This is a genomic window from Leeuwenhoekiella sp. ZYFB001 (genome assembly GCF_011784865.1).
GTDB lineage: Bacteria > Bacteroidota > Bacteroidia > Flavobacteriales > Flavobacteriaceae > Leeuwenhoekiella > Leeuwenhoekiella palythoae.
In genome coordinates this window covers 1,200,547-1,225,932 of record NZ_CP050460.1, presented here as the reverse complement: position 1 = coordinate 1,225,932, position 25,386 = coordinate 1,200,547, and the positions used below count along the sequence as shown (strand labels likewise).

The window sequence follows — 25,386 nt, the reverse complement described above, 5'->3', positions numbered from 1 at the left end:
TATTCATTTTTTTCTAGGCTGCCAAAATGAAGATATAACAAGTTGGGAACCAAATCAGAAGTTGTATAATCTTTCAAGATTTGAGAAATGGCTTCCACAAAACAGTCAGATTTTACCCACTAGTGCCAAAATTGTAGAAATTAATGACGAGATTTTCACCGAGTATTTAATTCAGTATAATCCTACAGATCAAATAAATCCCAACATTCATTTCACGATTCTGGTGGATGACCAGAAACAAATAACACTAGCAAAGATAATTGATATTAAACCCGGTGATGCCCACTATCGTCTAAGCGAAAAGAAAAATACAGCTATTGTACGGTTTATAAATACGGCAGGAGAAACTGACTCGTTTCATTATATTGAAGGTATATATGAAAAGCTCTTGGACGCAAAAGAAATCATTAAAATTAATTCTAAACGCTTTGCTTTAGACAGAAGCTATATATTTATTGAAACTGAACACTTTCAGGATTGGTATAAATTTACTAGCGGTGGTTTAGTTTATACGCACACAACATACCAAGGGTTGACAAGAGAGGTCATTTTTTCAAATACTCCGGGATATGATTCTTACCAAAATTTTTCTACTTTCCAAGCTGGCGGAGGAGCTTATGACTCTAATATAGGTGCTAACTATGATGGAAAAGTGAGTTTGGAGGAGCGTACAATTGAAAAGATAAATGACGACAATATTATTACCGATCCAAACTTTATAAATTATCCATGTGCCAAAATCATTGTAGAACAGGCTTATGGTGTTTGCTCTCCATTAAATCAATTATTATTAGATATTTTTGAAGCTAATGATAAGGTTAACCTTGTTTATGCTGTCTCTTCTACGATACCTGGTAATGGTAGAACATCTCAAACCTATACTTTTAATCCAGCGACTAAAACAATGGATATTAATATCTGGCTAAATGAGTCTTACCTTTCAACAGCCACGGATTTATCCATAGCAAGAACAACAATACATGAATCGGTTCACGCGATTTTAGTTTATATGCTTGAAGAAGGTAAGTTTACTTCGGTAACAGGAAATCCCGACCCAGAATTTAAAGATCTGGTAGAAGCATTTATAAACTTCAACGCCAATAAACCCAGCAACTATGGTAAAGCTCACCATGAAATAATGTCTGAATTAGTCGCTGAAATGGCTTCATCTTTATCTGTTTATGGTCAGAACAGGGGATACAACTTACCTTTTTCGTACTATGAAAAATTGAGCTATGCAGGGGCAATCTCATTAACCCCAACATTCAAAGGAATGTTTCCCGAATACTTAAATGCAAATGATGCTTTCAATAATCCTAACAATAGAAATCCTGAATTTGTTGAGATAAAAGAAGCAATTGACGCAGAACTAACTAATTCAATTCGTAATTATACTTACCCAAATGGAACAAAGACGACCACATCGCCAAAAGGCAAACCTGCGACTAATAATGCGTCTGGCAATTGTAATTAAACTTTGCATATTTTTTCAAAATTGTAAATCTGTTGAAAGTTTTAAAAAATCAGCCTATAGCAATATATTAAATGAGGAAATAAAGCTACAAAGAGATTACTTTGGAACGAAAAACTTTGGAATAAACTATGAATTTATTCAAAATGATGAATTCAATAATTTTATATTAACCAGAGTAAATGACCCTAAACAGTATTTAGAAGATTTTTATCCTGATGAAAATACAGCACTATTTGACATTGATGAAGGAAAAACTCTATTGAAACAATTAGAAAATCAATCCAGCCTTATTCAGGTTATTCCTAAGGAATATAAATCACAAATGGAAGACTTTGAAGCCCTACAACAAAAAATAATGAATAATAGTAATGAATCAATAAGATATCACTCCTTATTAAAATTATTCCTAGGACAACCTATTATATCTAAAAATAGAAAATACGCTTTAATATATTACTATAGAGGTTCTGAAATGGAGTTTGAATCTGGTATTCATCTTTACGAAAACAAGAATAATAATTGGGTTTTAGGCAAAGAAATTGGTCTTGCATTTTAGAAATTAAAAAGGATTAATATTTTCCGATACTACACCTCTATTTTATTAGTTTTGATATAAATTTTTCTCACAAAGGCAAGGATGAAGTAAGCCCGTGGATCGAAGCTTTTGAAAATGCCCGCAAATGGATTGAGAAGCAGTAAACTCAAAGAATTAAATGACAGGTCTGAACCGTAAACATACTAGTATTCGCATATTTTGGGGGCTTATTGCGCTCTATATGCTTAATATTTGTGTAGACAGCCCAGACCTGTTTCCTAATCGCGCTGAAAATTTAAATTATAATGATCAGGAAAGTGTTATAGAATTAGTTGTTGAGCAAGTTCTAGATCTTGGTGATATTATTCCTGAATACGACGACAATGACACCGAAGAGCACACTTCTTCTAAAACTTCGGTAAATCTGGATCACTTTATCGTTGACCAATCGGCAATTGCATTTCAGCAAAATTTCAGTCTTTTAAAAAAACAAAATACGCTTTTTGCCTTAGCAAATTTCTGCACTTTATCACTGGAAGTTGACGCTCCCCCACCCCAATATTAATTTGTTTATACCACATTATTGAACACCTCAGCGCCTGAGGTGCATTCTCATATTCAATACATTCATTAAACAAATTAAAATGAAACACTTACCATTAGTGCTGCTCATGGCAGTACTCACACACTATACTTATGCTCAAGAAACCGAGCAAAATGCTATTAAAGACAGTTTATATATTGCCGAAGTTGAAGGAAGCCAAGAGCCTTTAAAAATTCTACATGCCGAACCGCTGTACATCGACCTAATTCGTGATTTAGGGGCTCGTAAAGGAGAAAAAGAATGGAATATTGGACTCGGCCTTACCGATCGCGATCGTTATGATGAATATCTGGCCCTTGTAGAATATGAATGGGCACCCGCAGACCGGTTGGGGTTAGAAATAGAAGTGCCTTTCTCTTTACATTACCCGGTTGGAGAAAATGGCAACGCACCCGGAAACCGCTTAAACAGCATCAAGATCGCCGGTCAATACACATTTTGGGTTTCTGAAAAGCACAAAACAAGTATGGCATTTGGCTACATTCAAGAGTTTGAACTCACAAATTTTAATAACTACGGCGCAGGGAAATTGTTTACCGGTAATGTCTATAATCCGTTTTTTATTGCTGCTAAAAGATTGGGCTCTAATTTTCATAGTTTGATCTACACAGGACCCGCGATTGCTCATCATTTTAGTGATGGAGCACTTCACACCAGTTGGCAGATCAATAGTAATATTCATTATATGATTTCGGGAACCCGAAATTTTATTGGTCTTGAGTTTAATAAGGAATTCAACCAAGGTGATTTTGACATGACTATAAGACCGCAGTTGCGGCTTGATGTAGCCGAAAACTTACTAATAGGTATTGTAACCGGTATTCCGATCAATAGAGAAACTGAGCGCTTTAGTTCGTTTTTACGCTTGATCTATGAGCCCGGGCATTAAGGAATTATAGAATTCTGAATAGCCAATAGCACAGAACTAAAAAATCTGTGCTATTTTGATTTTAATAATACAACGTTGTAAATTTTTCTAAAATCATATAAAAAAGTCTATAATTTCGCTATTTTGCAGTAAGCAAATACCTCAAAGGACTTTCAAAACCGAAATATCAATAACTTAAATTGTATTTTGTCTGTACCTTAATAGCATTAGTTCACACTTAGAATATTTTCTGAAGAAACGCTTTAAAGAAAACTTATAAAGAATATAGTTTATCGGGACAGAACCCTTAATTATTCACTCTCGAGCATCGAGTAAACCTATTTCATAACTATGGAAATTAAACGTCTTTTTGACTTCCCCTACCATCAACTTGAACAGTATAATTTAAAAGAAGCCTTAGTAACTAAATATGATGGCAAATGGGTAGCAACAACTACTCAATCTTATCTTGATCAAGCTAATGCTATAAGTCGGGGGCTATTAAAGTTAGGTGTAAAACCCAATGATAAAATTGCCGTGATCTCTTCTACAAACCGTACGGAGTGGAATATCATGGATATAGGTATCCTGCAATTAGGCGCACAAAACGTTCCTATTTATCCAACGATTTCGGAAGAAGAATACGAGTACGTACTAAACCATAGCGAATCTATTTTCTGCTTTGTTTCTGATGAAGAAGTACTTAATAAGCTAAATACAATAAAAGCAAATGTACCAACACTTAAGGAGGTTTATAGTTTTGATGCGATTAACGGATGCAAAAGTTGGGAGGAGGTCAAAGAAAAAGATAACAGCCTTCAGCCTGAAGTTGAAAAATTAAAGGCAGCAGTTAAAGAAGATGATCTTGCAACTCTTATTTATACATCAGGAACTACCGGAAGACCTAAAGGCGTGATGCTGAGCCATAAAAATGTGGTGTCCAATGCATTGAATAGCGCGTCGCGTTTTCCTATTGTGCCGGGGCAAAGTAAAGCGTTGAGTTTCTTACCGGTATGCCACATCTACGAACGCATGTTGATGTATTTATATCAGTATACTGGAGTTTCTATCTATTTTGCTGAAAGTCTAGACACAATAAGTGAAAACCTTAAAGAAGTTCAGCCTGAAGTAATGACAGCTGTCCCGCGTTTACTTGAAAAAGTATATGATAAGATCATTGCAAAAGGTGCAGATTTAACCGGAATCAAAAAGAAACTGTTCTTCTGGGCTGTAGAAACCGGTCTTGACTACGAGCCTTACGGTCAAAACGGCTGGTGGTACGAGAAAAAATTAGGTATTGCCCGTAAACTTATTTTCAGTAAATGGCAGGAAGCTTTAGGCGGAAATTTAAAAGTGATCGCTTCGGGTAGTGCTGCTTTACAACCCCGACTTGCACGCGTTTTTAATGCTGCAGATATCGGCGTCATGGAAGGTTACGGTCTTACCGAAACATCGCCGGTAATTTCAGTAAATGATATGCGTGATAAGGGCTTTAAAATAGGTACCGTAGGAAAACCTATTCCGCAGACTGAAGTCAAGATCGCCGAAGATGGTGAGATTCTTATTAAAGGTCCGCAGGTGATGATCGGCTATTATAAAGACAAAGAAAAAACTGATGAGGTTTTAGAGAACGGTTATTTCCACACGGGAGATATTGGTGAGATCGACAGCGAAGGCTTCCTGAAAATTACAGACCGTAAAAAGGAAATGTTCAAAACCAGCGGTGGTAAATATGTAGCGCCTCAGATCATTGAAAATATGATGAAGCAATCCCGCTTTATCGAACATATAATGGTGGTAGGTGAAGGTGAGAAAATGCCGGCTGCCCTAATTCAGCCTAATTTTGAATTTGTGACCGAATGGGCAAAACTCAAAAATATTAACGTAGGTACTACTCCTAAGGAAATCGCTTCAAACGAGGAAGTGAAGAAACGCATTCAAGAGGATGTTGATATTCACAATGAGAAATTCGGTAAGTGGGAACGTGTCAAGAAATTTGAGCTTACTCCCGACGAGTGGAGTATTGAAGCAGGTCACCTCACTCCTACTATGAAACTTAAGCGACGTATCGTTAAGGAGAAGTATCTTGACCTTTACAATAAAATTTACGAGCGTGAATAATCTATTAAACTCCTTAGAAATAAGGAGTTTTTTTATGAATATACCCAGCAATCACCTTGTGAGATAATAATCTTATAAAATTTCCTTAATTTATTATGCGTGCATAGTATTATTTTTTTAACTTTACGAAAACGTATGAGTAAAAAAGATATCACAATAGATCACGCCCTTAGAGCGACCTGGCAAGCCGTTATTAAAATGTATAATGAGCAAGCTGCAAAGTTAGACAGTACGATGGCTACAGGTTTTGCTTTATTGAGTATAGACCCTGAGGAAGGAACGCCTTCAACAGCTTTGGGACCTAGAATGGGAATGGAAGCGACCAGTCTCTCTAGAACCCTGAAATCGATGGAAGAACGCGGACTTATAGAACGTAAACCCAATCCGGCTGATGGTCGGGGCGTATTGATTTTCCTGACGGAATTTGGAAAGGAAAACAGAGACTTTAGTAAAGACCGTGTATTGAAATTTAACGAAGCGGTTCGCGCTAACATTGATGCAGAAAAAGTAGATCACTTTTTTGAAGTGATCCACGTCATCAATGATTTAATACAGAATAAAAAAATTTATAACACTTCTGAAACTACTATAAAACAATGAGTAAAAGACGTATAAATAAAGTTGCAGTAATTGGCTCTGGTATTATGGGAAGCGGCATCGCTTGCCATTTTGCAAACATAGGAGTTGAAGTGCTGTTACTCGATATAGTTCCTCGCGAACTTAACGACAAAGAGAAAGCAAAAGGTTTAACGCTTGAAGATAAAGCGGTACGCAACAGGCTGGTAAATGACCATCTTCAAAATGCGTTAAAATCTAAGCCCTCTCCTATTTACCACAAAGATTTTGCAAATCGCATCACAACAGGTAATATGGAAGATGATATCGTTAAAGTAAAAGACTACGACTGGATCATCGAGGTGGTGATCGAGCGTTTAGATATCAAAAAACAAGTTTTTGAAAAGCTTGATAAACACCGTACCCCGGGAACACTGATCACTTCAAATACTTCAGGAATTCCAATCAAATTTATGAGTGAAGGTCGAAGCGATGATTTCCAGAAGCATTTCTGCGGAACGCATTTCTTCAATCCGGCGCGTTACTTAGATCTTTTTGAGATCATTCCGGGACCTAAGACTGATAAAGAAGTTTTAGCATTTTTGAATGCCTACGGCGAAAAATTCCTCGGAAAAACTTCGGTTGTTGCTAAAGATACTCCGGCATTTATCGGTAACCGCGTAGGTACGTATAGTATTATGAGCCTTTTCCACACCGTGGAAGAACTCGGGATGACCGTTGAGGAAGTTGATAAATTAACGGGACCGGTAATTGGTCGTCCAAAATCGGCTACCTTCCGTACCGTTGATGTTGTAGGACTTGACACCTTAGTTCACGTGGCGAATGGTATTCGTGAAAACGTAGAAAACGATGAGCGTGCTGAGTTGTTTTCGCTACCTAACTACATCAACACGATGCACGAGAATAAATGGTTAGGAAGCAAAACCGGACAAGGATTTTATAAGAAAATTAAAAAGGAGGACGGCTCTAGCGAGATTCTAACGCTAGACTTGAATTCTATGGAATATAGAGCTAACAAGCGCGCCTCTTTCAGTACACTTGAGATGACGAAGTCTATTGATAATGTAGCTGATCGCTTTCCGGTTCTAGTTAAAGGAAAAGATAAAGCCGGAGAATTCTTCCGAAAAAATTTCGCCGGATTATTCGCTTACGTGCAAAATCGTATTCCTGAGATCACAGATGAATTATATAAAATTGATGACGCGATGCGTGCCGGTTATGGCTGGGAGCACGGTCCGTTTCAAATTTGGGATGCCGTTGGTGTAGAGAAGGGAATCGAATTGATGAAAGCCGAAGGTTATGAAGTAGCTGATTGGGTTGCTGCAATGCTTTCTTCCGGAAAAGATTCCTTCTATACCGTTAAAGAAGGAAACACCTTCTACTACGATATTCCGAAGAAAGAATATTTGAAAAAACCGGGTCAGGATGGCTTTATCATTCTCGATAACATCCGTCAATCTAAAGAGGTATTTAAAAACAGCGGCGTTGTTGTTGAAGACCTCGGCGATGGAATCCTAAATGTTGAATTCCGTTCTAAAATGAATTCTATTGGCGGTGATGTTCTGAGCGGTTTAAATAAAGCCATCGATTTAGCAGAAAAAGATTTCGCCGGACTCGTAGTTGCCAATCAAGGGAAGAACTTCTCTGTGGGTGCCAATATCGGGATGATCTTTATGATGGCCGTTGAGCAGGAATATGATGAACTGAACGCTGCCGTAAAGTACTTCCAGGATACCTGTATGCGCTTGCGCTACTCTTCTATTCCTACCGTAGTTGCTCCACAGGCGATGACCTTAGGTGGTGGTTGTGAGATGACTTTGCACGCAGACCGCGTTGTGGCCGCTGCTGAAAGTTATATTGGTTTGGTAGAATTTGGTGTTGGGGTAATTCCCGGCGGTGGTGGTTCTAAAGAAATGACTTTAAGAGCTTCTGAAACCTATAAAAAAGACGACGTCGAGTTAAACCGACTACGCGAATATTTCCTAACAATTGGTATGGCAAAAGTTTCGACTTCAGCCTATGAAGCTTACGACTTAGGGATTTTAAAACCGGGCAAAGATATTGTTGTGGTCAATAAAGATCGCCAGATCGCTGCAGCTAAAGAAGTAGCGAAGTTTATGGCAGATCAAGGCTACACCAAACCCATTGAACGTACTGACATTAAAGTCTTAGGTAAACAAGCTTTGGGTGCATTTTTAGTAGGAACCGATCAAATGAACGCGGGGAAATACATCAGTGATCACGATCAGAAAATCGCTAATAAACTAGCCTATGTAATGGCTGGTGGTGATTTATCGGAGGCTTCGTATGTAAGCGAGCGCTACTTGCTAGATCTGGAGCGTGAAGCCTTCTTAAGTCTTTGCGGAGAGCGTAAAACATTAGAGCGCTTAGAGCATATGATCAAGAAAGGGAAACCGCTAAGAAACTAAAGTAGAAATTAGAAAAAAGATAATAGATCAGAGATGATTAAGAGATTACAAAATCTATCCTCTTATATCTTTTCTCTTTTCTCTCAAAAAAATCTAAAAAATGAAAACAGCATATATCGTAAAAGCATACAGAACAGCCGTCGGAAAAGCACCGCGTGGTTTGTTCCGATTTAAAAGACCAGACGAACTCGCCGCAGAAACCATCGATTACATGATGAAGGAGCTTCCTGACTTTGACAAGAAGCGCATTGATGATGTGATGGTGGGTAATGCGATGCCTGAGGCAGAGCAAGGCCTTAACGTTGGTCGGTTGATCTCTTTGATGGGATTAAAGATCGAAGACGTTCCAGGAGTAACGGTGAACCGTTATTGCGCTTCAGGAATAGAAACCATCGCAATGGCTTCGGCTAAAATCCAAGCAGGAATGGCAGATTGTATCATCGCCGGGGGTGCCGAAAGTATGAGTTACATCCCGATGGGTGGTTACAAACCGGTTCCAGATTATAAAGTGGCAAAAGCCGGAAATGAGGATTATTACTGGGGAATGGGTCTTACTGCAGAAGCGGTGGCCAATCAGTTTAATGTTTCTCGGGAAGATCAGGATGAGTTCGCTTACAACTCGCACCAGAAAGCCTTAAAAGCGCAGAAAGAAGATCGTTTTAAAGAGCAAATTGTTCCAATTGATGTCGAACACACGTTTGTAAACGGTGCCGGAAAAAAAGAAACTAAAACCTATACGGTAAGTAAAGATGAAGGTCCACGTGCAGATACCAAGCTTGAGATTCTGGCAAAATTGCGCCCTGTTTTCGCCGAAGGCGGAAGCGTAACCGCAGGGAACTCTTCACAAATGAGCGACGGTGCAGCATTCGTACTAGTGATGAGCGAAGAAATGGTGAAAGAACTCAAATTAGAGCCTATAGCGCGCCTGGTGAATTTCGCAGCCGTTGGTGTAGAACCCCGTATAATGGGAATTGGTCCGGTTAAGGCAATTCCAAAAGCTCTAAAACAAGCCGGATTGCAGCAGAAGGATATCGATCTTATCGAATTGAATGAAGCTTTTGCTTCGCAATCCTTAGCCGTAATCAGAGAACTAGATCTTAATCCAGATATCGTAAACGTAAACGGTGGTGCCATCGCTTTAGGTCACCCGCTGGGTTGTACAGGAGCCAAACTTTCCGTTCAGCTTTTTGATGAAATGCGCAAACGCGAAATGAAAAGTAAATACGGCGTTGTTACAATGTGCGTAGGTACCGGTCAAGGTGCAGCCGGGGTTTATGAGTTCCTTAATTAGAAATCTTAGAATAGAGAGCAAAGAACAGAGATAAAAGAGTTTTAATTATGAGCAAAAGAAGGCATAATTATAAAAACTTAAAAATTTGGTCTTTAGGATTGGAAATAGCTTGTGATATTTCAGATGTAATTGAATCTTTTCCTAAACATGAAAGATTTGATCTCGCTTCACAAATGAGTAGAGCTAGTACATCAATCCCAAGCAATATTTCAGAAGGTTCATCTAGAACAGATAAAGCTTTCAGCACTTTTATTGATTATGCTCTGGGATCTTCATTTGAATTGGGTACTCAATTACTGATAGCGAGGCATAAAAGTTATATAGACGATAAAAAATTAGTTGAATTAGAAACCAAAATACAGGAATGGCAAAAAATGACAATGGGATTTCAAAACGGCTTGTAACCGATGATCTCTTCTCTTTTTTCTCTATTCTATATTCTTAAAATACAATACAATGGCAGAAACAGCAGATAAAAAAGAAATTCTACGTGGCGGGCAATTCTTAGTGAAAGAAACCGCTTGTGAAGATGTTTTTACTCCCGAAGATTTTAACGAGGAGCAAAAAATGATGAAGGAAACGGTTAAAGAATTTGTTGACCGTGAGATTGTTCCTAACAAAGAACGTTTTGAACATAAAGACTATGCGCTTACCGAAGAAGTGATGCGTAAAGCGGGTGAACTTGGTCTTCTTGGTATCGCTGTCCCTGAGGAATATGATGGTCTGGGAATGGGCTTTGTTTCTACAATGCTTGTTTGCGATTACATTTCAGGAGCTACCGGTTCTATCGCGACGGCCTTTGGTGCACACACCGGGATCGGTACGATGCCGATCACCCTTTATGGTACCGAAGAGCAAAAGAAAAAGTACGTTCCCAAATTGGCTACCGGAGAGTGGTTTGGTGCTTATTGTTTGACTGAACCAGGAGCTGGTTCTGACGCCAACAGTGGTAAAACCAAAGCTGAACTTTCAGCAGACGGAAAAAGCTACAAGATCAATGGTCAGAAGATGTGGATATCCAATGCCGGTTTCTGTAATCTGTTTATTGTTTTCGCCCGCATTGAAGATGACAAAAACATCACCGGTTTCATTGTAGAAAATGACCCTTCCAACGGAATTTCACTGGGTGAGGAAGAAAAAAAATTAGGTATTCACTCCTCTTCTACCCGTCAGGTATTTTTTAATGATACCGTGGTTCCTGTAGAAAATATGCTTGCCGGTCGTGGCGAAGGTTTTAAGATCGCGATGAATGCGCTTAACGTAGGTCGTATCAAACTTGCTGCTGCCTGTCTTGACGCGCAACGCCGTATCATTGATATGGGCGTAAAATATGCAAATGAGCGTGTTCAGTTTAAAACACCGATTGCCAAATTTGGTGCGATCAAGTATAAGTTGGCTGAAATGGCTACGAATGCTTACGTGTGCGAAAGTGCTTCGTACCGCGCAGCTAAAAATATTGAAGATCGAATCGCAATCAGAATGGCCGATGGTAACAGCCATCAGGAAGCCGAATTGAAAGGTGTTGAAGAGTATGCGATCGAGTGTTCTATTCTTAAAGTTGCCGCTTCAGAAGATATGCAGAATTGTGCCGATGAAGGTATCCAAATTTATGGTGGTATGGGCTTCAGTGCCGATGCGCCGATGGAAGCTGCCTGGAGAGATGCTCGTATTTCGCGTATTTACGAAGGTACCAACGAGATCAACCGTATGCTGGCAGTAGGAATGCTTGTGAAAAAAGCGATGAAAGGTCACGTAGATCTATTGAACCCTGCGATGGCAGTTGCCGATGAATTAACCGGAATCCCTTCTTTTGATACCCCAGATTATTCTGAAGTCCTTTCTGAAGAAAAAGCGATGATTGCTAAACTGAAAAAAGTATTCTTGATGGTTGCAGGAAGTGCAATCCAAAAATATGGGCCAGCACTAGAAGAGCACCAGCAATTATTGATGGCAGCTTCAGATATCTTGATTGAGATCTATATGGCAGAAAGTGCCATTTTACGTACAGAAAAGAACGTAAAACGCTTTGGCGAAGACACTCAGAAAGAGCAAATCGCAATGGCGCAATTGTACCTGTATCACGCTGTAGATACTATTAACCAAAAAGCAAAAGAAGGCATTGTGTCTTTTGCTGAAGGTGATGAGCAGCGTATGATGCTTATGGGTCTTAAGCGTTTCACTAAATATCAAAATCAGCCTAATGTTGTTGCTTTACGCAACACCATCGCTGAAAAAGTAACGGAAGAAAACACCTATCCGTTCTAAGGTTTTGCCCTAATTATTACATTTTGATTTGAATTCAACCCCGAAGCTTTGCTTTGGGGTTTGTTTTTTAAGATTGATGAGAATGAGATAAACAATGGCTCAAATCTTGTTTACTTTGGTTGTGATATAAGAAACATTGTATCTTTAAAACTTCAACTTAGTTTATGCAAAAAATAGGATTTATACTGCTTGCGTTTGTGATGAGCTTTTCACTTCAAGCGCAGGAAAACACAGAGGTTTTTCTTTTTGAGATCAAAACAACCCCCACCACCATTGACATAGTAAATGGTAAAAACATTTCTCAAAATGCAGGTTATGACAATCAACCTTCATTTTATAATGAGAACACCTTACTCTACAGTCGTACGCAAGACAGTCTCACTGCTATTGGGATTTATGACATAACTACTTCTAAAAATTCGGTATTCACTAACGAACCGAATAGCGGTTTTTTCTCTCCGCAACGCATTCCAAATACTGAAACGATCGTTGCGGTACGTCAAGATCCTCAAGGTCGTCAGCGCTTGGCGCAGTATGACTTTCAAACCAAAGCTTTCAAAAAACTTTTAGATAGCAGTCAAGTTGGTTATTTTTCCTTTTACGATCAGCAAACCTTTATTGCTTCGGTTTTACAGCCAAATCAGATGGATCTCTTCCTTATAAATTCAGAAAAAGGAACTTCAGAAAGCATCATCACCAATTCCGGAAGGTCACTACAAAAAATACCCAATAGCAACTCGATGAGTTATACGGTGGAAAATGAAACCAAAAATATGGATCTCTATACACTCGACTTTTCGGGTGACGAACCTACAAGCTATTTCGTATGCGAGATGCCCATTGGTCGGCAAGATTACACGTGGCTCGATGAAAACCGGATTCTTGTAGGTAGCGGCGATAGTCTTTTTGTCTATGATCTATTTGGAGAACCTGCCTGGACGTTTGCTGCAAGTTTAAACAGCTACGGACTTAAAAATATTACCAGAATGACTGTGAGTCCCGACGGAAAATATCTGGCAGTAGCGGCAGAATCTGTAGAAAACTAAACTCAATAGGTGCCGAAGCAAACCAAAATCATAATTCTCATTGTTCTCGCTCAGTTTTTGGGAACATCGTTGTGGTTTGTAGGCAATATCGTGGTTCCGCAACTTCCTGTCGCCCGTTTGGGAAATCCTGATCTCTTAGGAGATTTACTTGCCGCAGTACAGCTTGGTTTCATTCTTGGAACACTTGTTTTTGCAATGCTCGCGATTGCAGACCGCTTCTCGCCGTCTAAAGTTTTTGCCGTAAGTGCCATTTTGGGAGCAGCCGCAAATCTGGCTTTACTCTTACCTCATGCCGAAAGCGGCACTTTATTAATCTCACGATTGAGCACCGGTTTTTTCCTAGCAGGAATTTACCCTGTTGGTATGAAAATCGCAGCCGACTATTTTGAAAAAGGTTTAGGTAAAGTTCTTGGTTTTTTAGTTGGCGCTTTGGTTCTTGGCACCGCACTCCCCCACTTTTTGAACAGCTTTGAAGTTTCCGTAGATTATAAGGTTATTACCATCGCTACATCGGGCTTAGCTGCTGTTGGCGGACTATTAATCGGTTTTTTGGTTGCTGATGGTCCGTATCGAAAAGCGCAGCAAAAACTCTCGATAAAAGCGATTCCTTTTATTTTTCAGACTAAAAAATTCAGAAGAGCAGCTTTTGGTTATTGGGGACATATGTGGGAATTGTACGCCTTTTGGGGATTTCTACCTGTTTTTATCAACTATTATCAAGCAGAACATCAAGTCTATCTCAACACTTCGCTTTGGTCCTTTTTTGCTATTGCGATCGGTACAATTTCCTGCGCGTATGGAGGCATTTTGACGCAGAAAATAAGCAGTAAAAAAGTTGCCTTTTACGCACTCGTGATCTCAGGAATGTGCTGTTTGATTTCTGTTTTTAGTATTGAATTTACACCGGTTATTTTTGGTGTCTTTCTATTAATCTGGGGTGCTGCCGTGGTTGCTGACAGTCCGCAATTTTCAACATTGGTCGCACAAAATGCTCCACCCGAATATCGCGGAACCGCACTGACGCTCGTTAATTGCATAGGATTTGCGATTACCGTCGTTAGTATTCAACTGCTGAATTATTGGGTTATTCATTTTGATATTGATTATCTTTTTTTGGTTTTAAGTCTGGGGCCTATCTTTGGAATTTTGAGTTTGTACCGGTCTAAACTATGAGAATTTTTTACTGCTGTTTATTTCTGATTTTTATAGCGTGTGGCAAAAATGAGGGCCCGCCGCCATTGTTTCAAAAGTCTGAAAAAACTTTTACGCCGGTTCAAAAAGCGATCATCGCTCCACGTGTTGATGGTAAACATCACGATCCCGCTTGGCAGCATTTAGAATGGAAGCAAATGAACAATATTTGGAGCGGAAAAGCTTCAGCAGATGCCAATATTCAATACAAACTTACGTGGACGCCTGATGCGCTATACGTGTTGCTTCGATTAGAAAACATTACAATTCAGTCTACTTTTGGCAATCCGATGGAGCACTTCAACAGCGAAGATCACTTAAGTGTGTATGTTGACGAAGACAACAGCGCCGGAAGCTATGAAAGTTCTTATAATGCTTTTAACTATCAAATTTCTCCGTCTAACACTTCAGTCTTTCTAGATCAAAATAAGAAGCCAAGAACTGCTAATCACGCGGTTTATTCCGCTGTAAAAAACTATGGGATTATATCCTATTGGGAATTAAGAATAACCAATTTTGATTCCACATTTAATCCCAACGCTCCGCACGAAGCCGTATCTTTAAAACCCGAAAAATTAATGGGCTTTGCGCTCGCTTTTGAATACGCTGATGCCAAAGCTACCAACACGGTTCTTGGTTCTGTTGCGATTCCCGAAGATTACGAGGGACGCATAGACCTGGATGCCGGACTTTTTGAAACCCTAAAATTGATTCAATAATTATGGAAAATAGAATAGCACTTAATGACAACTTAAGCTTATCACGCATCGTTCACGGATACTGGCGTTTGCGCGATTGGAATTTGAGCGATGACCACCTTTTAAAGCTTATTGAGCAAGTTTTGGAGTTAGGAATCACTTCTTTTGATCACGCAGATATCTACGGAAATCACACCTGTGAAGCCTATTTTGGCCGAGCATTAGCTAAGAGACCGGAGCTGCGTGAAAAGATGGAATTGATAAGCAAGTGCGGAATCAAAATGGCTACAGATTACAATCCGGAGCTTGATATTAAAATCTATGATTACAGCACCGAATACATTATTAAACAAGCAGAAACTTCGCTTAAAAACTTAGGCACAGATCGTCTTGATCTTTTATTGCTGCACCGCCCTGCACCTTTCTTTAATCCGGAAGAAGTTGCCAAGGCTTTTGATCAGCTTAGAAGCAGTGGCAAAGTGCTCAACTTTGGCGTTTCAAACTTTAGTCCGGCGCAATTTGATACCCTACAAAGTTATCTCGATATGCCCTTAGCCACCAATCAGGTTGAGATTTCTGTGAGTTGTTTAGAGCATTTTGAGAATGAGAATACCGAATATTTCTTAAAACATAAAATCAAACCGATGGCGTGGTCGCCACTTGCGGGCGGAGCTATCTTTAACCCAAAAACGGAAAAAGATCAGCTTTTAACTGCCGTATTGAAAAGCATCGCTGCCGAATTGAATACAGATATAGATCAGGTGATGTATGCGTGGCTTTTAAAGCATCCAACAGGCATTATGCCTATTGTGGGATCACAACATATCAACCGAATTAAAAGTGCTGTTGATGCCCTTAAAATCGAATTAAGTCTGGAGCAGTGGTATAAAATCTATATCGCTTCTAAAGACGAAGATTTGCCTTAGTTTTTTCGAATCTGAAGAAAAAACAAAAAGGCTGATCCACAATGAATCAGGCTTTTCTTATTCCAATGGCTTGATGATAAAACTAAATTCATAATCCTCAGGCTTCAATTGATATTTTTCTAGTGGTTTTGCACCCCAGCTGTTATCGCCTCCTACTCCAGTTTGCTTATAATCAATATGAAGACTGATCAAATCTCGAGGTTTTATATCTGTGGTATGACGCTGTGCTTTACGAGTTCCCGGGTCAAAATCAGCAGTATAATTGTGATGCGCACTGAATGAAAATTCCGGTAATCCCAGTATTTTAAAACCATTTCCTTGACCGTCTGTAAGTTGCAGCCAGCGGTTTTCGGTGCGATAGCCATTTTCTTGTGGCCGAATGTAAGGGTAATATAAATCTGCTACTGAAGCTTCATAAATACCCACAAAAGCCGCTTCTTTACGATCTTGATAATTCTCAAAGGGTCCACGGCCATACCATTTTACCTGATCAAATTGCGCCGGAAGTATCAAATTCATTCCAAACCGTGGAAGCTCAGCAATATCTTCAGCGCCGGAATATTCTAGTTTCTCATTGATTTTTAAGCTTCCGTCTTTATAAAGCGTGTAGCGTATTTTTGTTTTGGCCTGAAGCGTGTCTAATGCAAATGCCGATTCTAAAATCACAGAATCTTTAGTTTTTGCCAAGGTTTCAAATTGGATCAACTTCTGATTTTCTGAAGCGTCTTTCCAGAGTTTACCTCGCCTTTGATAATTATTACCAAAATCATTGTCTGTAGGCGCACGCCAAAAGTTCGCTCGTGGCGCTTCCAATAGATAATCCTGATCTTTATACGTCCATTTTGTTAAGCTTCCGGTTGTTTTATCAAAATATAAACTAAAGTCTTCACCAGAAACTTCCAGCGCATTTCGTGTATCTTTTGTTTTTAGCTTTTTATTTTCTAAATCCAGTGTAAATACCAGCGGTGCTGCTTTTTGAAGTAAAATCTGATCTTGTGCAATAACAAAACCAGCAGGAAGCATTGCAGATGCGTCTTTGGTTTTTATACTGAAATTGATAAAATACTCGCTTCCATCTTCAGGAAGTTCAAGTGTTTTTATTGAAAAATCTACCGACTGCTGTGGTGCTACATCAAAAGCAGGAAGGTTATCTTCAGCGATAATTTTTCCATCCTTCAACACTTCATAACTGATCGTATAGTTATTTAAATTGGTAAAGAAGAATCGGTTTTCCAGTTTAAACTTCCGCTTTAGCGTATCGACTAGACTAATTTTCACATTTTGATATACATGCTTTACTTCTGCTAAAGCCGGGTGCGGACTGCGGTCAGGATTGACCAAACCGTTCAACACAAAATTTCCATCATTGCGATATCGGTCGGGACCGTAATCACCGCCATACGTCCAATATTCAGTTCCGGTACTGTCCTTTTTCACAAAACCTTGATCTACCCAATCCCAAATAAAGCCGCCTTGCACTTGGTCATGTTTATAGACAAAATCCCACAGATCGCTCAGATTTCCTGTGCTGTTCCCCATACTGTGCGCATATTCACACCAGATAAACGGGCGGTTGGGATATTTGCCCAAATAATGTTCTTCGATATAATCCATACGCGCGTACATCCACGGGATGACATCGGTGTGCGGTTCTTGAAAACTCTTACCACGCTCTGCACGCTCATATTGCACCGGTCGTGTGTTATCGCGGTTTTTGATCCAGTGATAGCCATCAATAAAAGCAGGACCATCACCGGCTTCGTTCCCCATAGACCATATGATAATCGACGGGTTATTTTTGTTGGTCTCCACCATTGCTTCAAGTCGGTCTTGATGCATCAAGGCAAACTCCGGTTTGTTGGCGGGCGTTTTATCTTCATCATAACCAAAGCCGTGCGTTTCTATATTGGCTTCATCCACCATATAAATCCCATATTCGTCACAGAGGCTGTACCATAGCGGATCGTTAGGATAATGCGAATTGCGCACCGCATTGATGTTATTTTCTTTAAAAAGCCTGATATCCTCCAGCATCGATTCTTTTGAAATCACGTGACCCGTATGCTGGTCATGTTCGTGGCGATTGACCCCTTTTAGCAGAATAGGTTTCCCGTTAACCAGTAAATTTCCGTTTTTGATCTCGCTGGTTCTAAAGCCAATTTTAGACGAAGTACTCATCAAAAGTTCGTCTCCTTTTCGCAGGGAAAGTACTACTTGAAACAACTTAGGATGTTCAGCACTCCAAGGCTCTATATTTGAAAAAGTTTCTTGAAACTGAAGTGTATCAGTTTTAGATGAAGCAAGTTTTAGGCTTTGTGTTGCACTATACAGTTCCTCATTAGCATCGCGGATTTTTAAATCAAGCTGAAGATTTTCAGTAGTTGCACCGTCATTTTTTACGGCAATTTTTCCATCAAAAATTCCGTCAATATATTCAGTATCAAGTCCCGCTTTGAAAAAGAAATCCTGAATATGCGCTTTAGATTGCGCATAAACATACACATCGCGTTCTATTCCGCTCAGGCGCCAGAAATCCTGATCTTCAAGATAGGTGCCATCGCTCCAGCGGTAAACTTCCACAGCGATCTCATTGTTTCCCGGTTTTATAAATGATGTGATATCAAACTCAGAAGGTGTTTTTGCATCTTCGTCATACCCCACTTTTTTTCCGTTGATCCAAACATAAAAAGCACTGGTAACTCCTCCAAAATATAGTTTGATCTGCTTATCCTTCCAATCCTTCGGAATGATAAATTCTCGCTTATACGAGCCAACAGGATTATAAATTGTATCTACAAAAGGCGGATTGATCGCGTGCGTATAACCGGCACTCACATACAACGGAAAATCGTAACCCTGCATCTGCCAATCTCCCGGAACGTTGATATCATCCCAATCGTTAGTTTTAAAATCTGGCTGATAAAAATCCTTTGGACGCTGCTCTGGAGTATCTGCAAGATTAAACTTCCAAGTTCCGTTTAGGAGCAACAGATTTTTAGATTTGTAATATGCATTTTCAACAGCTTCTTCCTCAGAATCATAAACGTAGAACGTAGATCGCGGTGCTTCGGTGTTTTGCGTAACCACACTCAGATTTTGCCATTCGGGCAATTCCTGCGCATTTAAAATTGGCGAGCACAAAAAAACCAAGCCTAATAGAAAACTCAAAGAAAGAATACGCATATCATATTTTTTAAGGAATTGAAATATAAGACTTGCGCAAGGGCTTGACTTCGTAAGAATTAATCAAAATTGATACTATGTAATTCACCCGATATCATTTCTACCTCAACCTCATTTCCTTCGGTCTTTAAATCTTTCACGGGAAGTAGATCCTCAGCGCTCCAAGCTTCATCTGATTTTTTCCAAAGCATAAGCGTTGCATAGATTTTGTTTTTAGCCTCCGGCGAAAATTCTGCAGACACATTGATCACAGCGCTGTCATCTGCCACCGGATGCAAGTCGGTTTTCTCTATTACATCAACATCTTCCCACCCAGAAAGCGGCACCATAGCAAGTTGATATTGCCCATTATCAATGATGGCCGCAGTGTAATCTCCAACTTTTTGAGTGCTTTGCTCAATGGTTTTTCCATCTATCTCAGGAAGTGCATAATGACCAAGGCGCATCGCAACAGGCACCTCACTGGTCTGCTTATCTATACGCAAAATACCGTTAGTTAAGGGAATGTCAACCAACTGCATATGCACCTGATCATTGGTTTCCAAAACCGCATCGCGGTAATATTTTCCGTCTTCATATTTTTTGAAAGTATATAGACGCCACGGCTCCCATTCTTCTTTTGCATTTTTAAAAACGTAATTCATCGAGATGGTACCGTCCGCGTCATCAGCTTGCCAAGGAAATGCCGAGTTATACGACAACTTATTATAGTTCTCACTACTGCGGAAGCCTTGCCAATCATCTGCTTTTCGCTCGTGACACCAGGCTCTGATCTCTGAAGCTCCAATCCCGGGATAATCGGTTAGCAAAACGTTTGAAGCTGCTTGAAATTTGTTATACACCGCATCATCTTTAAAGCGTGATGCCCAGGGTCCTTCATTTTCGGTCGCGGTCCAGAACGCATTATCTTCAGGAAGTAATAATCCTAAAAAGGCTTTCCCCATCCAGAATACGCTACCGCGCGTGCTGTAATTCTGTACTGCGGGTTCAAAATGATCGTAAAAACCAAGAGTTGGAATTCGGTCTTTTAAAAACTCAGGATTCTTTAAAAATTGAAGCAACACCCCCGAAGAAATACGACGCAACCAGCCCAAATTAATCGTGTCGTCATCAAGTGTTCCTGCAAAAGGAAACGGACTCATAGACGCGATGCGATAACTTATACTTCGCCCGAACATGATCATTTGGCCGTCTTCAGAAAACATATACGGATAGTGATACACCAAATCTTGAAAATTGGTCTTAAAAGCCTTAGCGATCTCCGGGTAATGCGTGTTTCCATAAACCGATGCCCACATAGGTCCATATACCTGAAATGCCCACATACTGTAATAATCGTACGCAGGATGATCGTTATACCAGCCTTGGCCGCGATAATCTGCTAGTGATTTGTTCAGATATTCTTCAAGTAAAGGTTTGTTTACCTCATATCCTTGCGCATCAAAAAAGCTTAACACAAAAATGTTGAAGAATTTCCAGTTAGAATCTACCGTTGGTCCATCACCATAACTAAGCATAGAAGCTGCCAGCGCATCTTTATCTTCCTGACTTAAAGGTTCCCAAAGGGTTTCCGGAGAAATAAATAAGGAAATCGCCAAAGCACCGTATTCAACAAGATTCTGACTTGGGCCGCCATTGCCTCGTGGTTTGATAAACGCCTCACTTTCGGGATTTGCCAACTTTGGAATTTGATGCTGGTAATATTCGGCTACTTTTATTCCGTTTAAGGTAAGATCCGGTTCCTTTTTAAGTAAGGGTGCGGCAACAAATAAGGTACGTACAAGACCTTCTAGTTTTTCGGTAGGAACACGATCTACGGAATGCGGATAGCTTTTACCGGGAAGTTTAGGAAACTTCATCGGGTCATCTAGATCATCAATATAACTAAAAGCTCCTTCTAGCAAATAGCGCGCTGCATCTTCCCAATGTTTACGCGTCATTCCCGTCATTGGACTCAACTCATAATCGGGAGCTTCTACTTCAAAAAGCGGCATTTCACCATCAACTTGCTTTGCAGGTTTTATTTCTTGAGCTTCCATAGAAGCCATAGTGAAGAGCACCACACAAAAACCGGTGAGGTATCTTATTTGTTTTACTAAAATCATAATTGTTATTTATTCTGAATCGACAAAGCGTGCCATTTCTGAAGCTGCAAGCAAATACGCTCCAACTCCAAAATCTGCAGTAGAATTGACATCTACCACTTGTCCGGGAATGGCTTTTTCACCAATGGGTTGCACATAGCCTACGCTACCATCATCTTGCAAAGCAACTTCCGTGAGATATTCCCAGCTTTTTTCTACTACAGGCAAATAGGTTTCTTCCTCTAGGATATCATTGTTTATTCCCCATAGATATCCATAGGTAAAGAATGCAGTACCACTGGTTTCCGGTCCCGGAGCGTGCTCAGGGTCAAGAATACTGCGCGTCCAATAGCCTTCAGGTTGCTGCGCTTTCTTGAGTGTCTTTGCCATTTTTTTAAAGCGTTCAATATAGGTCCGTCTGTTTTGCGCATCTTGCGGCAAATCCTGAAGCACTTTAGCTAAACCGGCAAACACCCAACCGTCTCCACGTGCCCAGAAATCTTTTTTTCCGTTGAGACTTTTATGCTTAGGGTAAACATATTTCGCATCGCGAAAGTATAATCCGGTTTCGTCATCAAGCATAATGCTGTCTGCATACGCTAAGTATTCGTTGAGTTTTCCTAGATACTGTTCGTTTCCGGTCACTTTATACAATTTGGTCATCACAGGCATCACCATATATAATCCATCAGCCCACCACCAATAATCATTGTTAGGAGTGCTCATCTCATACTCCATCACCTCCTTTGCTCTGGCAATCTTTGTAGGATCTTTTGAGCCTTCAAGCGTGTAGAGGTCAATATAGGTTTGAAATGCAATTTGCCAATCTCCAAAAAGTACGTGCTCGTCGGTTTCTCCGTAGTTGTATTTCCATTTGGATTTATCCTGTGACTTGGCTCCCATCCATTGGTTGTGTTCAGCCCAAGCTTTAGAGTAGTCTAAAAAGTCGTCATTGCCGGTCACCTTATAAGCTTCTATATTTCCTGTATGATAGGCTGCGGGATGCCAAAATGCAAAATTAGGCTCGGGATGCGCTTCTTGCCAGTGCGTGTTTACCTTTTCAATAATGGCTAAAACCGAATCCTTCTCCTGTGGTATCGCGGTAACCTCAACATCAGCATCTTGCGCCTGAGATGTACTGTCGCCATTGCTTTTACAATTACTGAGCACAACGGCTAATACTGCCGAAAAAAGAAGTGTTTTAAATTGGTTATTCATTGCTAATCTATTAGTTAGTTTTTTTAGTTTTTTGAAATACCCTAACATAATCTACCAGGTATTCTTTAGGGAATTGGGTGTTTGAAGGATCTCCACCGTTAGAACCAATCGCGAGATTGAGCAAAATATAATGAGGCTGCTGAAAACCGTTAGATCCATCAGGATTAATAGCTTCTGCTAAATCAATTTCGTTTAGTAATTCATCATCGAGATAGAGTTTAATAGCGTCTTCGCTCCAATCCATTTTCCAGATATGGAATTTTTCAGACCATTGTGCATCTTTCTCTATAAATTCAGAAAAGGGAATTTTAGCACTATCCCACGATACATTTCTCCAATCCGCTCCCCAAGCGGCATTTGCTAAAATATGAGGTTTACCATTGATTTGATAGAATTCCATCACGTCAATCTCTCCATTAGAAGGCCAGCTTTTTTCGACACCTAAAGTCCAGATCGCGGGCCACATTCCGCTTGCCGTATCAATTTTTGCACGCACTTCTAGAATTCCATATTTAAACTGAAATTTCCCACGGGTATTGATGCTTGACGAAGTATATTCGGCATGCTGGCGGTTCTTTTTCCAGTTAGTAGCATCCGCCTCAAAATTTGGATTAGGGATTTTTTCCTTTCTTCCCGTAATGACCAAATTACCCTGCGCTACCGACGCATTATCTTTTTGATACCATTGTAATTCTTCATTGCGCACAAATCCTTCTTCATAACTCCAATATGCCGCATTTGGCTTATCACCAGAATCGAATTCATCGTGCCAGATCAACTCATACCCACTGGGAGCCTGATTAGGATCTTCGGTTGACTTTTCTGACGAAGATTTACAGCTGCTGACTAAAACAGTTAACACCAAAGTGAACAGTACTCTTGTTAATCCAGCGCTATATAGGATGTGTAGCTTCATTTTATTTTGAGATCAATAATGCGCCGCCTTCACCAAGGACATCAATTTTCAATTTTCCGTTTGATTGGACTTTAACTGTTTTTTGAGCTGCAGTTTTATCTTTTGCATCATAGATCAACGTTGCTTCAGCATTTTTAAACATTGGTAAGTCTAGTTCAAGTGTCTTCTTTTCTTGCTCACCATTAGTAACTGCCAAATACCAAGTATCTCCTTTTCTTCGGGCTATTGCAGCATAATCGCCGGGTTCGCCGCCAATATAAACCGTCTCGTCCCATACGGTGGGGACCGCTCTTAAAAAGTCTAAAACAAATTCTGGCTGCTCGTCAAGATTGTTTGGCGTTAAACCAAAATGCTGAATAGGTGAAAAATAAAGTACGGCTGTAGCCAATTCAAAAGCATCTGTAGTTTTACGCACAGTTCCACCTTTTTGATCTCTGCTTAAGCGCTTATTTAAAAACACCGGTGCAAAGTCCATCGCTCCCACAGGGTTACGTGTAAAGGGTAAAATCGTGCTGTAATACGCGTGTTTGTCTAACGCATACTGCGTAAAAATCAAATTTTCTGAAGCTCTAACTGCTTCTGAAGTAACATAGTTGGGATACATTTTTTCCCAGCCTCGGGGAAGTGTACAGCCGTGAAATGTAATTGCTAAACCATAATCATTGGCATCATTTAAAATTTCTTCATACAGCTGCATTGTCATCTGTTTGTCTCCGCCAAAAAAGTCGATCTTCAGACCTTTTACGCCTATTTCTTGTAACCACGCCATCTCCTGCTGGCGCTTGTAGGCGGTGTTCATAAAGTCTTGCGGCGTTTGTGGAGCATTGTTCCAAAAACCATTAGAGTTGTACCAAAGCACCACATCCACATTTTTTGAATTAGCGTAGGCTACTAATTCTTCCATCTTCTCGCGGCCAATATTAGCATCCCACCAATTGTCAATAAGCACATATTCAAAATTTAAAGCTTCCGCCAGGTCAATGAATTTTACCTGATCTTCATAATTGATGCTGTTATCTTGCCACACGATCCAACTCCACGTCGCTCTTCCCATTGTATAATCTTGCGAAGCCTCATAGCGTTGTTCTACGAGATCAAACGAAGCTGTTGTTTCTACAATAGGTTTTAAAGTTTTTCCCAGAGTAATCGTTCGCCATGGTGTTTGTGCTGGCATCGCCATAGCGGCAAAAGCATCTCCTAATCCATTATTTTCTCCTTCTTGAGGAAACGCTATCGGAAACAATCCGTTTTTATCAGATTCTCCTAAGCGTGCCCCGGGATAGCTTCCATCTACATTGGTTTCTGAAATGAGAATCCATCCCTTTTCAGCATTTTTAAATAAAGCCGGAAAGGTATAGCCTACACCATACTGAGATTGAGTTCCCAAAGCTTCATCAAAGGTGTATTCTTCCTCATACGAAGGTTTGGTTTGCTCCCAGCCTGTCATCGGTAAAGCTTGAGGAGTGATAAACGAAGTAGCATCATCAGGTAAATTGAAACCGGTTGCTTCTTCAAGAATCTTCACTTTAGTATTGCGCTCCTTTGCGGTGAGTTTGTAAGCAAAAGCCACATCACTATTGCTCACTCTAAATTGAACCGCCAAGGTATCTTGGTTTGCATTTACGAACTTTACAATCAGCTCATTCGCTTGATATTCTACGTGACTTACTTTAGCCTTTTTAAGATCGTACGTTTCTTTTATTGCTGAAGTACCCTGTGCCGCATACGACAAGCCTTCAGAAAAATCACCTATCGAAGTTTTTAACCCTAAAGGTGAGTCTTCCATAAAGAGTACATCATCTAAATGAATAGAATATACCGGCTTTTGATCTTGCAGCCCTACCTCAACCGCAATATGTTTGTCAGGGCTACTAACTTTTACCGGAAGCTGGCACCACGCAGTTTGACCCGTGAGTATAACAAAAAGACTTACTAAACTTGCTATTCTAAATTTCTGCATG

The 25,386-nt window shown here is 40.0% G+C and carries 19 protein-coding genes; 14 read left to right on the top strand and 5 right to left on the bottom strand.

Features of this window, described 5'->3' with window-relative positions:
- The first annotated feature begins 61 nt into the window (after positions 1-61).
- The 14 genes from HCN54_RS05340 (at position 62) to HCN54_RS05275 (ending at position 16,024) form a co-directional block, all read left to right on the top strand.
- Positions 62-1,474 carry a hypothetical protein gene (locus HCN54_RS05340; protein WP_167596854.1) on the top strand — a complete coding sequence of 471 codons (1,413 nt, stop codon included), beginning with the start codon at positions 62-64 and terminating at the stop codon, positions 1,472-1,474.
- Positions 1,452-2,030 carry a hypothetical protein gene (locus HCN54_RS05335; RefSeq protein ID WP_167596853.1) on the top strand — a complete coding sequence of 193 codons (579 nt, stop codon included), beginning with the start codon at positions 1,452-1,454 and terminating at the stop codon, positions 2,028-2,030. Before HCN54_RS05340 ends, HCN54_RS05335 begins: the two co-directional genes overlap by 23 nt.
- Positions 2,031-2,187: 157 nt before the next feature.
- Entirely contained in the window at positions 2,188-2,574 is a 387-nt protein-coding gene (locus HCN54_RS05330) for a hypothetical protein (RefSeq protein WP_167596852.1), read from the top strand.
- 79 nt (positions 2,575-2,653) lie between these two features.
- Positions 2,654-3,502, top strand: a complete 849-nt coding sequence (locus HCN54_RS05325; protein WP_167596851.1) for an HAEPLYID family protein — start codon at positions 2,654-2,656, stop codon at positions 3,500-3,502.
- A gap of 330 nt (positions 3,503-3,832) precedes the next feature.
- Positions 3,833-5,602: an AMP-dependent synthetase/ligase gene (locus HCN54_RS05320; RefSeq protein WP_167596850.1), complete on the top strand. Its 1,770-nt coding sequence runs from the start codon at positions 3,833-3,835 to the stop codon at positions 5,600-5,602.
- A 135-nt stretch (positions 5,603-5,737) separates the two neighbouring features.
- Positions 5,738-6,202, top strand: coding sequence for a MarR family winged helix-turn-helix transcriptional regulator (locus HCN54_RS05315; protein WP_072982451.1), 465 nt, complete (start codon positions 5,738-5,740; stop codon positions 6,200-6,202).
- Positions 6,199-8,607 carry a 3-hydroxyacyl-CoA dehydrogenase/enoyl-CoA hydratase family protein gene (locus HCN54_RS05310; RefSeq protein WP_167596849.1) on the top strand — a complete coding sequence of 803 codons (2,409 nt, stop codon included), beginning with the start codon at positions 6,199-6,201 and terminating at the stop codon, positions 8,605-8,607. Before HCN54_RS05315 ends, HCN54_RS05310 begins: the two co-directional genes overlap by 4 nt.
- A 100-nt stretch (positions 8,608-8,707) precedes the next feature.
- Positions 8,708-9,898 carry an acetyl-CoA C-acyltransferase gene (locus tag HCN54_RS05305; RefSeq protein WP_167596848.1) on the top strand — a complete coding sequence of 397 codons (1,191 nt, stop codon included), beginning with the start codon at positions 8,708-8,710 and terminating at the stop codon, positions 9,896-9,898.
- A gap of 47 nt (positions 9,899-9,945) precedes the next feature.
- On the top strand, positions 9,946-10,302 hold the full coding sequence (locus tag HCN54_RS05300; protein ID WP_167596847.1) for a four helix bundle protein: 357 nt from the start codon (positions 9,946-9,948) through the stop codon (positions 10,300-10,302).
- Positions 10,303-10,354: 52 nt separating this feature from the next.
- Positions 10,355-12,163, top strand: coding sequence for an acyl-CoA dehydrogenase family protein (locus HCN54_RS05295; RefSeq protein ID WP_167596846.1), 1,809 nt, complete (start codon positions 10,355-10,357; stop codon positions 12,161-12,163).
- 164 nt (positions 12,164-12,327) lie between these two features.
- The gene (locus HCN54_RS05290) at positions 12,328-13,209 is read left to right on the top strand and encodes a hypothetical protein (protein ID WP_167596845.1); all 882 of its coding nucleotides are present in this window, start codon (positions 12,328-12,330) and stop codon (positions 13,207-13,209) included.
- A 9-nt stretch (positions 13,210-13,218) separates the two neighbouring features.
- Complete coding sequence (locus tag HCN54_RS05285) at positions 13,219-14,382, top strand: MFS transporter (protein WP_167596844.1); 1,164 nt, start codon at positions 13,219-13,221, stop codon at positions 14,380-14,382.
- Entirely contained in the window at positions 14,379-15,119 is a 741-nt protein-coding gene (locus tag HCN54_RS05280) for a sugar-binding protein (protein ID WP_167596843.1), read from the top strand. Before HCN54_RS05285 ends, HCN54_RS05280 begins: the two co-directional genes overlap by 4 nt.
- A 2-nt stretch (positions 15,120-15,121) precedes the next feature.
- On the top strand, positions 15,122-16,024 hold the full coding sequence (locus tag HCN54_RS05275; protein WP_167596842.1) for an aldo/keto reductase family oxidoreductase: 903 nt from the start codon (positions 15,122-15,124) through the stop codon (positions 16,022-16,024).
- Positions 16,025-16,081: 57 nt separating this feature from the next.
- Here HCN54_RS05275 and HCN54_RS05270 read toward each other — a convergent pair whose 3' ends face one another.
- The 5 genes from HCN54_RS05270 to HCN54_RS05250 are packed head-to-tail and all read right to left on the bottom strand — an operon-like array spanning position 16,082 to position 25,385.
- Positions 16,082-19,207, bottom strand: a complete 3,126-nt coding sequence (locus HCN54_RS05270; protein ID WP_240924951.1) for a glycoside hydrolase family 2 TIM barrel-domain containing protein — start codon at positions 19,205-19,207, stop codon at positions 16,082-16,084.
- A gap of 59 nt (positions 19,208-19,266) precedes the next feature.
- A complete protein-coding gene (locus HCN54_RS05265; protein ID WP_167596841.1) occupies positions 19,267-21,312 on the bottom strand; it encodes a DUF2264 domain-containing protein in 2,046 nt (681 codons plus the stop codon).
- 9 nt (positions 21,313-21,321) lie between these two features.
- Positions 21,322-22,509: a glycoside hydrolase family 88 protein gene (locus tag HCN54_RS05260; RefSeq protein WP_167596840.1), complete on the bottom strand. Its 1,188-nt coding sequence runs from the start codon at positions 22,507-22,509 to the stop codon at positions 21,322-21,324.
- 10 nt (positions 22,510-22,519) lie between these two features.
- The gene (locus tag HCN54_RS05255; protein WP_167596839.1) at positions 22,520-23,425 is read right to left on the bottom strand and encodes a family 16 glycosylhydrolase; all 906 of its coding nucleotides are present in this window, start codon (positions 23,423-23,425) and stop codon (positions 22,520-22,522) included.
- Position 23,426: 1 nt separating this feature from the next.
- Positions 23,427-25,385 carry a glycoside hydrolase family 97 protein gene (locus tag HCN54_RS05250; protein ID WP_167596838.1) on the bottom strand — a complete coding sequence of 653 codons (1,959 nt, stop codon included), beginning with the start codon at positions 25,383-25,385 and terminating at the stop codon, positions 23,427-23,429.
- Between the last annotated feature and the right edge of the window lies 1 nt (position 25,386).